This window comes from Clostridium pasteurianum (assembly GCF_001705235.1).
Taxonomy (GTDB): domain Bacteria; phylum Bacillota; class Clostridia; order Clostridiales; family Clostridiaceae; genus Clostridium_S; species Clostridium_S pasteurianum_A.
In genome coordinates this window covers 172,740-187,397 of record NZ_MCGV01000001.1, presented here as the reverse complement: position 1 = coordinate 187,397, position 14,658 = coordinate 172,740, and the positions used below count along the sequence as shown (strand labels likewise).

Genomic DNA, 14,658 nt, shown 5'->3' with positions numbered 1-14,658 from the left:
GAATGAGTAATATGAATTTAAAAACTGTTTTAAAGAAGAAATTTTATATACTTTTGTTTTTAGTTCTAATATTAATTTTTTCAGCAGGCGTTTATTTTAATTACTCTATGAATCACCCTTTTAAAGTTAAAGATAATGTTAGTTTTCAAATAAATAATGGAGATAATCTTTATTCTGTAGTAAGTAAGTTAAAAAGTCAGAATTTGATTAAAAGTAAGTTTGTTTTAAAATTATACATTAAATATAAAAAAGTTCCCGGTGATATAAAGCCGGGACTTTATTCAATAAAAAAAGGGGAATCTTCAAGAGAGTTTCTTAATGATATACGATATGGAAATTTTGATAGTTCTTATGTAAAAGTTACCATACCTGAAGGATATGATATAGAACAAATAGCTAATTTGCTTGATAAAAAAGGTTTAATAAGTAAGAAGAATTTTATAAAAGCGTGTGAGGATTATAAAGCGCCAGGTTACATAAAAAGCGACAAAGATAGAAAATATAATTTAGAGGGATATCTTTTTCCTGATACATATGCATTTAAAAAAGGTTCGAGCGGAAAAGAATTAATAGATGTGATGATTAAAAAATTTAATGAAGTTTTTAAGAAAGCAGAAAAAGAAACTGGTAAAAGCACACAAAATGTTGACGAAACTATAACTATGGCTTCTATTATTGAAAGGGAAGCAAAAGTAAATAGCGAAAGACCTATAATTGCTTCAGTATTTTTTAATAGACTTAAAATAAATATGAAACTTCAGTCATGTGCTACAGTGGAGTATTCACTTGGTTATCATAAGGATAAATTATCTAATGAAGACTTAAAAGTTAATTCAAAGTATAATACTTATTTGATTAATGGTATGCCAGTTGGACCTATATGCTCACCAGGTAAGGCATCTATTGAAGCTGCTTTGAATCCATCAAAAACAAATTATATTTATTTTGTTTCCAATAATAATGGAACACATACATTTACAAGCAATTATAATGAGTTTTTAAAAGCTAAGAAAAAAACTCAGGGATTTTAATTTGGAGGAAGATTTATGGGCAAAATAATGCATGACTATATAAAAGATTATATTAGAGACTTAATTCCAGATCATGAAGGTATGTTAAGGGAATTAGAAAACTATGCAGAAGATAATAATGTTCCCATAGTTCATAAGGAAACGGCAAAATTTCTCGAATTTATGGTAAATGTAAAAAAGCCTTTAAAAATATTGGAGCTTGGAACAGCTATAGGTTATTCAGCTATTTTAATGGCATTAAATTCAAAGGCAAAAATTATTACGGTAGATAGAAATGAAGATATGATAGAAATAGCATCTAAAAACATAAAGAAATTTGGACTAGATGATAGAATTAAAATATTAAGTGGTGAATGTATAGATGTACTTAAAGGTCTAAATGAGGAATATGATATTATTTTTATAGATGCAGGAAAAGGTCATTATGGACAATTTTTTAATGAATGCATGAGACTTTTAAAAGAAGATGGTATAATAATTGCAGATAATGTATTATTTAGAGGTATGGTTGCCAATAATGATCTTTTGCAAAGAAGGAAGATTACTATAGTTAAACGAATGAGAAGTTACCTTGCTATGGTTTCAAAAGATTCTAATTTGACTACATCAGTGATTCCAATGGGAGATGGAATTGCGGTTACAACAAGGAGGAGAAGTTATGAATAAACCTGAACTTTTAGCACCAGCTGGTAATCTTGAAAAATTAAAAACAGCTATTGAATTTGGTGCTGATGCTGTATATCTTGGAGGAAGTAAACTTAATTTAAGGGCTTTTGCTGATAATTTTTCACTTGAGCAGTTAAAGGAAGGTTTAGACTTTGCACATAAAAGAGGGAAAAAAGTATATGTTACACTAAATGTTTTTCCACATAATGAAGATTTAAAAGGTCTTGAAGAATACCTTAAAGAACTTTATGAAGTTGGAGCAGATGCGGTACTTGTATCTGACCCTGGTATAATTATGACTGCAAGAGAAGTTGTTCCAAATTTAGAACTTCATCTTAGTACGCAAGCAAATAACGTGAATTACAAGTCTGCTATATTTTGGCACAAGCAGGGAGTTAAAAGAGTAGTTCTTGCTAGGGAATTATCACTTAAAGAAATAAAATTTATCAGAGAGAAATTACCGGAAGACTGTGAGCTCGAAGCATTTGTGCATGGTTCAATGTGTATATCATACTCAGGAAGATGCCTTCTTTCTAATTACATGACTGGCAGAGATTCAAATAGAGGAGCTTGTGCACAGCCTTGCAGATATAAGTATGCTTTGGTAGAGGAAAAAAGGCCTAATGAATATTTTCCAATAAATGAGGATGAAAAGGGAACTTATATAATGAATTCTAAGGATTTATGTATGATAGAACATATACCTGATCTCATGAATTCAGGAATAAACTCTTTTAAAATAGAGGGTAGAATGAAAAGCACATATTATGTAGCTTCTGTAGTAAAGGCATATAGAGAAGCAATTGATTCATATTGTGAAAATCCTTCAGAGTATAAATTTAATACTAAGTGGATGGATTATCTTGTAAAACCTAGTCATAGAAGATATACTACTGGCTTTTATTATGGTGATAGTGATAGGCAGTATTATGAATCTTCTTCTTATGTAAGAAATTTTGATATTGTAGGTACAGTAAGAAGTTATGACAAAGTAACTAAGACAGCAGTGGTAGAACAAAAAAATAAAGCATTCGCAGGAGATAAAGTTGAGGTTTTAAGACCTCATGGAGAAAATTTTGAGATAGAACTTGCAGATTTGAGAGATAAAAATGGAAAGAAGATTGAAAGCACACCTGTAGCTCAAATGATTTATACCATAAAGAGTGATAGTGTACTTGAAAGTGGTAATATGCTAATAAAAGGTAAAAAATAGATGCTGTTTTGAATAAAACACCTAATTTTAGTCTAAAATTGATTAAAGTGAGGTGTTTTTTTATGGTAAAAAATAAAAACAGATGTATCGTAGTATGTTTTATTATATTTGCTATGTTTTCTTTTGTAATTTTAAGACTTTATTTAATTATGAATGTTTATAGTAAAGATTTGGAAACTAATTATAGTGCACAAAATACTTCTTATGAGAAGGTTAAAAATATAAATTATAATGTAGTAGATTGTAATGGTAAAAATATGCTTTCTTATAATAGAAAATATTATGTAGTCATAAATCCTTATATTTTTACTAGAAATAATAGTGAAACAAATAAGAGGGAATTGTATGCTCTTTCATACATTTTGAAAAATTATAATGATAAATACGATTTAACTGACATAAATATAAAGAATAAATCAAGTAAAATTTATTGGAGCATTAATGAATCAACATATAATAATCTTTCAAAATTTAAAAAGGTAAACGGCATATATGTTTATTTTGTTGATGAGGTTAATAGAGATAAAGCCCCTGATATATGTAATATTATTACAAACCCTATGGATAAAAACAATAAAAACTTTAAGAGTAATGGTTCTATAGAAAAAACTGTATATAATAATTTTAAAAATTCAGAATTTCCTATGAAGAGCTTTGTTAATGATGCAAATGGTAATCTTATTTCTTCAAAGAATGGGATGAATAGTAATAAATCAGAACTTAAGCTTACTATAAATAAGGATATGAATGATAAAGTACAAAATATTTTAAATGGTAGTAAACTGAAACAAATATCAGCAATTGTTATGGAGAGTGATAATGGTGCTATAAGAGCAATGGCTCAAAAAGATCAGTATGCTTCAAATATAAATCTTGGTGTTAGTGGTATATATTATCCAGGTTCTATATTTAAAGCCATAGTAGAAGAAGCTGCTATTGAAACGGGAAAATTAGATTTAAATAAACCTATAGAAAATACAGGTAAATTCAGTGAGGATAGGATTTATGATTATTGTACACCAGAACAAGCTTTTATAATATCATCTAATGATGTTTTTATAAATATAGGGCATTTAGCTGGTTTTAATAACATATATGAACTTAGTAAAAATCAAGGTATGTTTAATAAGGTTTTAGATTTTGACTTAGAATCTTCTGGAAGGATGGATAGTTATGATCCAAATAACGAGGGAAATTTGAGTTTGCTTTCATATGGACAGAGCATACGAGTAACACCTATTGAAGTGATTTCAATACCCAATACGATAATTAATGGAGGTGTATATGTAAAGCCGCATATAATAGATTCCTATGTAATAAATAGTAAGTTAGAGGAAAATGAAATCTACAGTAAAAGAGTTATAAAAGAAAGTACTGCCAATATAATGAAAGAACAATTTAAAAAAGTGCTGACAGACAAAAATGGAACAGGTAAACTTGCTTATGTTAGTAATAAATGTATAGGGGGAAAGACAGGAACTGCTCAAAGAATGAGTTCTAATAATATCAAACATGTAGATGGATGGTTTATAGGATTTTTTGATTTAAAAGGAGTAAATTATTCTGCTGTTGTATTTACACCAGAGATAGATGAAAATTCAAGTGGTGGTGTTGAAGCGGCTCCTATATTTAAAGATATAGTTAGTGAATTAAATAAATAAAAAAGTAACAAAGTTCACTCTTTATGAATAATATAAATAGATAGGTTTTTAACCCAAATTATATGATAAAAAATAAGATTTGAGTAAAAGGCTTATAAAAAACCGAAAATCCAAATTTGGCTTTGGTTTAATGTTTGTAAGCATTATTAGGAGGATTACCTGTGTGTGTAATGTATTGTTTATTTAATATAGTGGGTAGTATTACATTTTTTGTAGCTTATATCGGTAACGGTGCATCATTTCCTAAGCCGCTTGCAGAGAGTGAAGAAAAATATTATTTAAAAAAATTAAAGGAAGGTGATCCTCTAGCAAAGAATGTATTGATAGAAAGAAATTTAAGATTAGTAGCTCACATTGTTAAAAAGTATACTTATTCTGGTAAAGAAGTTGATGATTTAATATCTATAGGTACTATAGGTCTAATTAAGGCTATTGATTCATACAATATTTCAAAGGGAACAAGACTTGCAACTTATGCTGCAAGATGTATAGAAAATGAAATATTGATGCTTATAAGGAATAATAAAAAAAATAAGAATGAGGTTTACCTTCAAGACCCAATAGGTGTAGATAAAGAGGGCAATGAAATAGCTCTTATAGACATACTTAGTAGTGATGATGATTCTGTTATTGAAATAGTTGAAAACCGTATTCAAATAGGAAAACTATATGTTGAAATAAACAGAGTGCTAAAAGGTCGTGAAAAGGCAATAATTAAGATGAGATACGGTCTTGGTGATGGAAAGCCTAAAAATCAAAGAGAAATAGCACAGATTTTGGGCATATCAAGATCTTATGTTTCTAGAATAGAAAAGAGAGCACTTAAGAAGTTATATAGACAGCTAAATGGTAATTGTAAAATATAAAAGCTTGCATAATATAACAATGTAATTGTAATTATATAAAAATTAATCTATAATTAAAATGTTATCCATAATAAAGAAATAATATAGATATTAAATATTTGAGAAATTGATTTAGTTATTTTTTTATAAAGTTGAATGTTTTTTTATTGTAGTGTATTATGAAAAGGTTAGTCATAGTATACATGTTCCTTAATATATTATGGAACATGTATATTAAAATATTATGGAAGTTTTATATTTGATAATTCATGAGGAGGAAGATTATAATGGGAAACTTAAAAAATCTGCTAAAATTAGTTGTTGATAAAAAAGCATCAGACATGCATATTTCTTTCAATATGCCACCTGTACTTAGAATAAATGGAGAACTTGAAATTTTAAGAGATAAAGATAAAGTAACTGAGGAAGAACTAGTAGATTATTCAAAAGAATTACTGGGAGACAATTATAATAAGTATTTAGAGCTCGGAGAATTTGATATTTCTTATTCTCTTAGTGGAGTTGGTGTATTTAGAGTTAACATATATAAAAATAGGGGAAAGGATGCCATAGCAATTAGAAATATTCCGCTTAAAATACCTACATTTAAAGAGCTTGGTTTCCCGGAGGTTTTGAGTGATTTAATAAATGTTAATAAAGGACTTATTCTTGTTACTGGTCCTACAGGTAATGGAAAAAGCACAACTTTAGCTTCAATTATAAACGAATTTAACTTGAAAAAATCTTTACATATAATCACTCTTGAAGATCCTATAGAATATATACATAAAAGCAATAAAAGTATAATAAATCAGCGTGAAATAGGTAAGGATAGTAGATCATATGTATCAGCTTTAAATTCAGCATTAAGAGAAGATCCTGATGTAATATTGGTTGGAGAAATGCGTGATTTTGAAACTATATCTACAGCTATTACTGCTGCAGAGACGGGGCATCTTGTTTTGTCAACACTCCATACTATAGGTGCGGCTAAAACCATAGATAGAATAATTGACGTGTTCCCTGAGAATAATCAACAGCAGATAAGGACACAACTTGCTTCTGTCCTTAAAGGAGTTATTTCACAGCAGCTTTTAAAGAAGAAGGACGGTTCTGGAAGAGTAGCGGCTTTTGAAATAATGACTTTTACCCCAGCAATACAAAATTTGATAAGAGAAGGTAAAACACATCAAATACAGTCTTTAATTCAAACTGGTGGTAAATATGGAATGATAACTATGGATAAATCTATAATAGACTTATATAAAAAGGGAATAATATCTTATGACATGGCTGTACAATCAAGTGTTGATAAGGAATTTATAACTAAAATGATGATATTATAGGAAAAGAAAAAGGATTACCTAATTTAAGGAATATATATAAAAAATTAAATGTAGAAGTTAATAAATTTTCAATTTAATAAAATACTTATAGTATTTAATAAATTTTTGTGATAAAATAATTTTGTTTAGGGGGGATACATAGTGAATGAAGTAAAGTCTATAGTACATGTTATTTCACGTGTCTTCGCAAATACGGTTTTTATCATATCGATGTATTATCTATGTATATCATTCTTTGGAATTATAAGAAAAAAGGATGATAAGAAATTTGAACCTAAAAAGACCTTTGCACTTGTGGTAGCTGCGCATAATGAGGAAGCTGTAATAAGTGATATGGTTGTGAGTTTAAATAAATTGGATTATCCCGATGATATGTATGACATATTTGTAATTGCAGATAATTGTAACGATGATACTGCTAAAAAGGCACTTGAAAAAGGAGCAAAAGTCTATGAAAGAGTAAATAAAGACAAAAAAGGTAAAGGTTATGCTCTAGAATGGATGTTCAGCAAATTATTTAAAATGGATAAGAAATATGATGCGGTTGTAATATTTGATGCTGATAATTTAGCCTCTAAAAATTTTCTAGTTGAGATGAATAAAAAATTATGTGAAGGTTATAAAGTTGTTCAGGGATATTTGGATAGTAAAAATCCTAAAGATTCTTGGATAACAGGAAGTTATTCCATAGCATTTTGGGCTACAGATAGAATGTTCCAGCTGTCTAGAAGTAATATTGGACTTTCTAATCAGCTAGGTGGTACTGGATGCTGTTTTGAAATGGAGATATTAAAGAAATTAGGATGGGGAGCAACTTGCCTTACAGAAGATTTAGAATTTACATGTAAACTTGTTTTAAATGGTTATAAAGTAGGTTGGGCGCATGATGCTGTAATTTATGATGAAAAGCCGCTTACTCTTGTTCAATCATGGCATCAGAGAATAAGGTGGATGCAGGGATTTTCAGATGTGTCAAGCAGATATTTCTTCAAACTCTTAAAAAAATCAATTTCAACTAGGAGTTTTACTGCTTTTGATTGTGCAATATATAGTATAAACCCTGTAGTAACTATCTTATTTGGTTTGGCAACAATTTTTAGCCTTTTGGACACGACTTTTATGACAGCACAGAATATATCATCATTTATTAATAATACTACTGTTTTTAGTATAACTCCATTTAAAGTAGTAGTATCATTACTTGCAGTGATTCAATACATATATACACCATTTCTATTGGCACTTGATAAGAAATTAGACATTAAAGTGATATGGTATTATGTTATACTTTACCCTATATATCTTATAACATGGCTTCCAATAGCGGTTATAGGTATTCTTAAGAAAAACAATAAGGATTGGAATCATACAAAGCATACAAGAAGTGTTGATATATCAGATTTAGAAAAAGCTAATTAACTTGGTTTTAAGTGGAAGAAGGGTATCGTATTAGGTATCCTTTTTTTATTTATGTATAATTTTTAATATATTTTTTACAATAATAAAAGGAAATCTTATTTTTTTGTTGAATATAATAACTGTGCTTCTCTGTTAGGGGGGATTTTAATTTTATGAATAATTATATTATAGGAATAGACGTTGGTTCATCCAAAATATGTATAGCATTAGGTAAGATAACAAAACGAGGAGAGGTTCAAATTATAGGCGTAACTTCTTCAAAATGTGATGGAGTAAAAAAATCTATTGTTGTTAATATAGATAGTACAGCCAGGTCTATACGGAATTGCATGGCAAAGTTAAAAAAAATGGTAGACATTAATTTAGATGATGTGTACGTTGCACTCCATGGAAGCATAAGTGAGCTTATACATAATAAAGGCGTAGTAGCAGTATCTTCAGATGACAGAGTAATAACTAGTAGTGATGTGAAGAGAGTCATTGAATCTACTAGATTTGTATCAGTAGCATCTGGTAGAGAAATTATTGGAGTTGAACCCCAACAGTTTATTGTGGATGGTTACGATAATATAAAGGACCCTGTAGGAATGAGCGGGACAAAGTTAGAAGCTGATGTTCAAGTTATTACGGTAAACTCTAATATTGTCGATAATCTTATTAAGAGTGTGAACAAAGCTGGATATAATGTAAAAGGTTTATGCTTTGAACCAAAAGTTGTTTCAAATGTTGTTTTGACTAAGCATGAAAGAGAAATTGGATGTGCACTTGTAGATGTAGGAACTGAAAATACTAATATAGCTATAGTTAAAAATGATAACATAGTTTATATTGATAATGTACCATTAGGTGGAGATAGCATAACTAAGGATATGGCTCTAGGTTTAAAAATACCGTTTGAAGAGGCTGAAAAAATAAAAATAAAGTATGCTAATATTGAACCTAATAGTGACGATGGTAATGAGAAAATTAATATTAAAGTGCCATACAATGGAAATGTAAATGTGGATTATAGCTTTTTAAAGTTAATTGTACAATCTAGGATTGAAGAGCTATATGAATTAGTAAGAAAGAAATTAATAAGTAAAAATTATTATAATGAAGTAACAAATGTTGTAATTGTAGGTGGGGGTGTTGCACTGATAAAAGGTGCTGTAGGCGTTGGAAGAAGAATCATGGACAAAAATGTAAGAATAGGTTCATCAAATTTTGTAGGTGCTTCTAGCCCAATGCATGTTTCAGCAGTTGGAATTGTGAGTGATATAGGTTATAATATGAAAAGTAGTAATTTATTTAGTAATGATAAAGAAGATTGTAAAAATGAAGACAAGAATTTATGGAATAAGAATGTTAAGAGAGATGAAGAGAAAATAAGTGTCTTTTCAAAAGTAAAGGATTTTCTTACAGATCTTTTTTAATGAGGGAGGTAATATATTGTGCTTGATTTTGATGTTGATGTTCAACAGTTTGCTCAGATAAAGGTAATTGGCTGCGGTGGCGGAGGTAATAATGCGGTTAATAGAATGATTGTAGAAGGATTAAAAAATGTAGAATTTATTGCCATAAATACAGATAAGCAGGCATTAACTCTTTCACAAGCATCACAGAAAATTCAAATAGGTGATAAGCTCACTAAAGGTTTGGGAGCAGGTGCAAATCCTGAAATAGGTCAAAAGGCTGCAGAAGAGAGTAAAGATGAAATATCTCAAGCTATAAAAGGAGCCGATATGGTATTTATAACTGCTGGTATGGGCGGAGGAACTGGAACCGGTGCTGCTCCAGTAGTTGCGGAGATAGCAAAGTCCATGGGCATACTTACAGTTGGTGTTGTTACAAAGCCATTTCCTTTTGAAGGTAGAAAAAGAATGTTGCATGCTGAAGAGGGAATTAAAAATTTAAAAGACAGAGTCGATACTTTAGTTACAATTCCAAATGAGAGATTACTTGCTATTGTAGATAAGAAAACGACCCTTGTGGAAGCTTTTAAATTAGCTGATGATGTTTTAAGACAGGGTGTTCAGGGAATATCAGATTTAATAACTATTCCTGGTCTTGTAAATCTTGATTTTGCGGATGTTAGAACTGTTATGATAAATAAAGGTCTTGCCCATATGGGTGTAGGAAGAGGAGCAGGCGATACAAGAGCTAGTGATGCAGCAAAACAGGCTATATCAAGTCCTCTTTTGGAAACATCTATTGTCGGAGCAACAGGAGTGCTTCTAAATGTTACAGGTGGTGAAGATTTAGGTCTACTTGAAATAAATGAGGCTGCACAAGTAGTTCAAGAGGCAGCAGATCCAGATGCTAATATAATATTTGGAGCTGTTATTGATGAAAATTTAAAAGATGAGATAAGAATAACTGTTATTGCTACTGGATTTGAAGATGAAGGTGTAGATGCAGTGAAGAAAGATATTAAGAAAGATATTAAGGAACCTAAACCTCAACAGGAAGCTGCTAGTGCACTTGATAACACAGGAAGCTTTGATAATTCAGCTAAAGATGATTTAGATATACCTGCATTTCTTAGAAGACAAAATAGAAGCAAATATTAAAATTAAGTAAGAAGATAGGCTCTATAATTTATTGAAGTCAAAATAAATTATAGGGTCTATTTTTGTTTTTTTGAATTACAGATCCCATATTTTTTATGTAAAAATTTATTGTGGGAAATTGATACTAACTGATATATAGGTACATTTATTATCAAAAATTCAAAGTTAAAAATTTAATTTCTATGGTATAAAATGACAAAATTTTAAGCGGACAAGTAATATAATAATCTAGGGAGGTGGAAAAAAGTGGTTGTGTATTTGGATGTCCTAATATTAGAAAATTCAATAGTAAATACTTTTCTGCTTTATGTGACATCAGAAACTTTAAGATTAAAAGCTAGTATGAAATATTTAATTCTAGGAGGAATCTTAGGAGGACTTTATGTAATAGTTTTGGTAATGCCTGAACTTAAGATATTTTCAAGATTGATCTTTAAAATAATTATTGCTTTCTTAATGATAATAATTGCATATAGAAAAAAGAATTTAATATTTAATATAAAAGCTATATCAATACTTATTATGTATTCAATGCTTACGGCTGGGATATGTTTTTTTATCCAATTAAATGATTTACAAAATAATTTTTTTAATGTGTATATGGGAAATATATCTTACAAATTAATTATTATATCACTTATGATTATATATATGTTTGCAAATAGAATTATATGGTTTATACATGACAGAAAACTTACACAAAAGTTAACATACAAAATAGAAATATGCGTTAAAAATAGTAAAAAGATAGTAGAAGCTTTTCTAGATACGGGGAATGAACTTAGGGAGCCAATTACGAATCTTCCCGTAATTATTGTTGAGAAAAGTTTAATGAATAACATAGATTGGGATGATTCTATTAAATATTATGTGCCTTTTAGATTAGTAAATGGAAATATGGGAAAGCTTGAAGCGTTTAAACCTACTTATGTGAAAATATACATAGGGAATAAGATAGAAGTTAGGAATGCTATTATAGCTCTAATTGATAATAAATTAAGTGATTTAAATGATTATAATGCACTTCTGTCAAGAGGGAGTATTTAATATAATGGGGGGGATATTATGAAGTATCTATTACTGATTCTAAGCAAAATATTATGTAAAATAAAAATATTTTCTAACAAGCTGTACTATATCGGAGGAAACGATGCGCTTCCACCTCCACTTACAAAAGATGAGGAAGATGATTTAGTAAATAGGCTTGTAAAGGGAGATGAAAGTGTAAGATCAATACTTATAGAAAGAAATTTAAGACTTGTAGTATATATTGCAAGAAAATTTGAAAATACAGGAGTTAGTGTTGAGGATTTAATTTCCGTTGGTACTATAGGACTCATTAAAGCTGTAAACACATTTGATCCTCAAAAGAAAATCAAATTAGCCACATATGGTTCAAGGTGTATTGAGAATGAGATATTAATGTATCTTAGAAGGAATAGCAAAGTAAAAGCGGAAATTTCATTTTATGAACCGCTTAATATAGATTGGGATGGAAATAAACTTCTTTTATCAGATATATTAGGAACCGAAAATGATTGTGTTTATAATCTAATAGAGGGTGAGGTTGACAAGCAGCTTTTAGTAATTGCATTAAGAAAATTAAATGAAAGGGAAAAGAAAATAGTTGAACTTAGGTATGGTCTCACGGGAGTTGGTGAGAAGACTCAAAAAGAAGTTGCAGATATGCTTGGTATATCACAATCTTATATTTCAAGACTTGAAAAAAGAATAATTAAAAGATTAAAAAAAGAAATAAACAAAATGTTATAAGTTTGTCTTTAGTATAAAACAGCTCATCTGAGGGAATAATTTTAAATGCTATTATTTCGAAGGGGCTGATAAAGTGGTTATAAATAAAGTTGAAATTTGCGGCGTTAATACATCGAAACTTCCCGTTTTGAAAGAAAAAGAAATGAGAGAATTATTAATTAGCATGCGGAATGGCAACAAAACTTCCAGGGAAAAATTTATCAGAGGAAATTTAAGATTGGTACTTAGTGTTATTCAAAGGTTTAATAATAGAGGTGAGAATGCAGATGATTTATTTCAAGTTGGATGTATAGGTCTTATAAAGTCTATAGATAATTTTGATTTAAGTCAAAATGTAAAGTTTTCTACTTATGCGGTTCCAATGATTATAGGTGAGATAAGAAGATATTTAAGAGATAATAATTCTATAAGAGTAAGTAGATCTCTTAGGGATATAGCATATAGAGCACTTCAAGTAAGGGATAAACTTATAAGCAAAAACAATAAAGAACCAACGGTATCTCAAATTGCAAAAGAACTTGAACTACCACGTGAAGAAGTTATTTTTGCTCTAGATGCTATTCAAGATCCAATTTCTCTATTTGAACCAATATATCATGATGATGGTGATGCCATATATGTAATGGATCAAATAAGTGATAATAAAGATTTAGACGAAAGTTGGCTTCAAAATATATCAATTAAGGAAGCCATGAAAAAGTTGAGTGATAGAGAAAAAATGATACTAAACATGAGATTTTTTGATGGCAGAACTCAAATGGAAGTTGCAGATGAAATTGGAATTTCTCAAGCTCAAGTATCACGGTTAGAAAAAACTGCTCTTAAGCATATGAGAAAATACGTTTAATAAGTTAAATTATAATTTGTTTTAATAGGTGTTTATATGCAAATATAATTTAAATATGTTTTAGAGTAACACTTTTAAAAAATGGCATTAAGTTGATTTTAGTTAACGACTGAGCTAGTTACTATACATAGGGTTTTCAAATTAATTATTAATTTATATATGATATGGATTAGTAATTATATGAAAACCCTATTTATATATGGCAAAAATATATTGTTAATTTTTGTATTTTTTATTTTGCTTAATCATATCCTATATAGAGCTTAGAATATCTTTAAACATATTAATTATGTTAATATAAGGGGTGATGAGTATGAATGTTTCATTACATTCTTTAAATGCTATGAAATCAATGGAAGTTATAGATATCAATACAGGATCAAAGTTAGGTGTTATTAAAGATTTAAGGATTGATATCGATAACTATAAAATAATATCTATAATACTTCCAGGTTCAAAAGTTGGAGGCTGGTTTTCTAAGGATAATGATATAGAAATTCAGTGGTCAGATATACAAAAAATAGGTGTAGATGTTATACTTGTAAATGGTGACAATTTATTTGAAGATAAAGATTGAACAATTATCCTTAAAAAGTGTATAATTAAATAAATGTATTCTTTAACAAAGGATGTGAGAGCTTTGAAGTGCCCATTTTGTGGATATGCTGAAAGTAAGGTAGTAGATTCTAGATCTACCGAAGACAATATGGCAATAAGAAGAAGACGTGAATGTCTTAAATGTAGCAAAAGATATACAACTTATGAAAAAGTAGAGGATATACCTATACTGGTTATAAAGAAAGATTCTAGTAGAGAATTTTTTGATAAGTCTAAAGTAATAAATGGGCTCATAAAGTCCTGTGAAAAAAGGCCGGTTTCAAGGCAGCAGATAGAAAATATAGCGTCTGAAGTTGAGAAGGCTATAAGTAATCAAATGCTAACGGAAGTAAAGTCTGATACTATTGGTGAAATGGTAATGGAAAAGCTTAAAGAGATAGATGAAATTGCTTATGTGAGATTTGCTTCTGTTTATAGACAATTTAAGGACATAAATACCTTTATGGAGGAAATATTAAATCTTGTGAATAAAAAATAAGTAACTAAATTTGCATTAGTATTATTATACTTTACAATTTTAGTAGAATTTTATGGATTTGATACACTAAATATTGAGAAGCAATAGTATTCAAACTGTTCCCAAATACTATTGCTCTGTTTAGTTTAAAATCAAAGTAAAACTTTCCTAATTTACATAAGTTTACTGAAGGTGTAGATATATAATATACATTTCTACTTTTCAATTCT

At 29.1% G+C, this 14,658-nt stretch carries 14 protein-coding genes; all 14 read left to right on the top strand.

Features of this window, described 5'->3' with window-relative positions; genetic code table 11:
* Positions 1–11 precede the first annotated feature (11 nt).
* The 14 genes from mltG to nrdR all read left to right on the top strand — a co-directional run bounded on the left by mltG (position 12) and on the right by nrdR (position 14,449).
* Positions 12–1,031 carry an endolytic transglycosylase MltG gene (gene mltG / locus BEE63_RS00930; protein ID WP_066019596.1) on the top strand — a complete coding sequence of 340 codons (1,020 nt, stop codon included), beginning with the start codon at positions 12–14 and terminating at the stop codon, positions 1,029–1,031.
* 15 nt (positions 1,032–1,046) lie between these two features.
* Positions 1,047–1,697 (top strand): O-methyltransferase, encoded by a 651-nt coding sequence (locus tag BEE63_RS00925; RefSeq protein ID WP_066019595.1) that lies wholly within the window; start codon positions 1,047–1,049, stop codon positions 1,695–1,697.
* Positions 1,690–2,910 carry a peptidase U32 family protein gene (locus BEE63_RS00920; protein WP_066019594.1) on the top strand — a complete coding sequence of 407 codons (1,221 nt, stop codon included), beginning with the start codon at positions 1,690–1,692 and terminating at the stop codon, positions 2,908–2,910. The genes BEE63_RS00925 and BEE63_RS00920 overlap by 8 nt, the downstream gene beginning before the upstream one ends.
* Positions 2,911–2,972: 62 nt before the next feature.
* Positions 2,973–4,571 (top strand): penicillin-binding transpeptidase domain-containing protein, encoded by a 1,599-nt coding sequence (locus BEE63_RS00915; RefSeq protein WP_066019593.1) that lies wholly within the window; start codon positions 2,973–2,975, stop codon positions 4,569–4,571.
* A 170-nt stretch (positions 4,572–4,741) separates the two neighbouring features.
* Complete coding sequence (sigK, locus tag BEE63_RS00910; RefSeq protein ID WP_431732482.1) at positions 4,742–5,437, top strand: RNA polymerase sporulation sigma factor SigK; 696 nt, start codon at positions 4,742–4,744, stop codon at positions 5,435–5,437.
* Positions 5,438–5,703: 266 nt separating this feature from the next.
* Positions 5,704–6,762, top strand: a complete 1,059-nt coding sequence (locus BEE63_RS00905; protein ID WP_066019591.1) for a type IV pilus twitching motility protein PilT — start codon at positions 5,704–5,706, stop codon at positions 6,760–6,762.
* Between the two features lie 141 nt (positions 6,763–6,903).
* On the top strand, positions 6,904–8,181 hold the full coding sequence (locus tag BEE63_RS00900) for a glycosyltransferase family 2 protein (RefSeq protein WP_066019590.1): 1,278 nt from the start codon (positions 6,904–6,906) through the stop codon (positions 8,179–8,181).
* Positions 8,182–8,333: 152 nt separating this feature from the next.
* Positions 8,334–9,596 (top strand): cell division protein FtsA, encoded by a 1,263-nt coding sequence (ftsA, locus tag BEE63_RS00895; RefSeq protein ID WP_066019589.1) that lies wholly within the window; start codon positions 8,334–8,336, stop codon positions 9,594–9,596.
* Positions 9,597–9,614: 18 nt separating this feature from the next.
* Positions 9,615–10,733, top strand: a complete 1,119-nt coding sequence (ftsZ, locus tag BEE63_RS00890) for a cell division protein FtsZ (RefSeq protein WP_066019588.1) — start codon at positions 9,615–9,617, stop codon at positions 10,731–10,733.
* Positions 10,734–10,979: 246 nt separating this feature from the next.
* Complete coding sequence (gene spoIIGA, locus BEE63_RS00885; protein ID WP_066019587.1) at positions 10,980–11,780, top strand: sigma-E processing peptidase SpoIIGA; 801 nt, start codon at positions 10,980–10,982, stop codon at positions 11,778–11,780.
* Positions 11,781–11,798: 18 nt separating this feature from the next.
* Positions 11,799–12,506, top strand: a complete 708-nt coding sequence (sigE, locus tag BEE63_RS00880) for an RNA polymerase sporulation sigma factor SigE (protein ID WP_066019586.1) — start codon at positions 11,799–11,801, stop codon at positions 12,504–12,506.
* Between the two features lie 73 nt (positions 12,507–12,579).
* Entirely contained in the window at positions 12,580–13,353 is a 774-nt protein-coding gene (gene sigG, locus BEE63_RS00875) for an RNA polymerase sporulation sigma factor SigG (RefSeq protein ID WP_066019585.1), read from the top strand.
* 313 nt (positions 13,354–13,666) lie between these two features.
* Positions 13,667–13,930: a YlmC/YmxH family sporulation protein gene (locus tag BEE63_RS00870; protein ID WP_066019584.1), complete on the top strand. Its 264-nt coding sequence runs from the start codon at positions 13,667–13,669 to the stop codon at positions 13,928–13,930.
* A gap of 63 nt (positions 13,931–13,993) precedes the next feature.
* Entirely contained in the window at positions 13,994–14,449 is a 456-nt protein-coding gene (gene nrdR, locus BEE63_RS00865) for a transcriptional regulator NrdR (protein WP_066019583.1), read from the top strand.
* Positions 14,450–14,658: the final 209 nt, after the last annotated feature.

Bases quoted from the DNA above. Each gene is read 5' to 3' on its own strand.
- mltG (WP_066019596.1), top strand. From the start codon at position 12: ATGAATTTAAAAACTGTTTTAAAGAAGAAATTTTATATACTTTTGTTT.
- BEE63_RS00925 (WP_066019595.1), top strand. From the start codon at position 1,047: ATGGGCAAAATAATGCATGACTATATAAAAGATTATATTAGAGACTTA.
- BEE63_RS00920 (WP_066019594.1), top strand. From the start codon at position 1,690: ATGAATAAACCTGAACTTTTAGCACCAGCTGGTAATCTTGAAAAATTA.
- BEE63_RS00915 (WP_066019593.1), top strand. From the start codon at position 2,973: ATGGTAAAAAATAAAAACAGATGTATCGTAGTATGTTTTATTATATTT.
- sigK (WP_431732482.1), top strand. From the start codon at position 4,742: ATGTATTGTTTATTTAATATAGTGGGTAGTATTACATTTTTTGTAGCT.
- BEE63_RS00905 (WP_066019591.1), top strand. From the start codon at position 5,704: ATGGGAAACTTAAAAAATCTGCTAAAATTAGTTGTTGATAAAAAAGCA.
- ftsA (WP_066019589.1), top strand. From the start codon at position 8,334: ATGAATAATTATATTATAGGAATAGACGTTGGTTCATCCAAAATATGT.
- sigE (WP_066019586.1), top strand. From the start codon at position 11,799: ATGAAGTATCTATTACTGATTCTAAGCAAAATATTATGTAAAATAAAA.
- BEE63_RS00870 (WP_066019584.1), top strand. From the start codon at position 13,667: ATGAATGTTTCATTACATTCTTTAAATGCTATGAAATCAATGGAAGTT.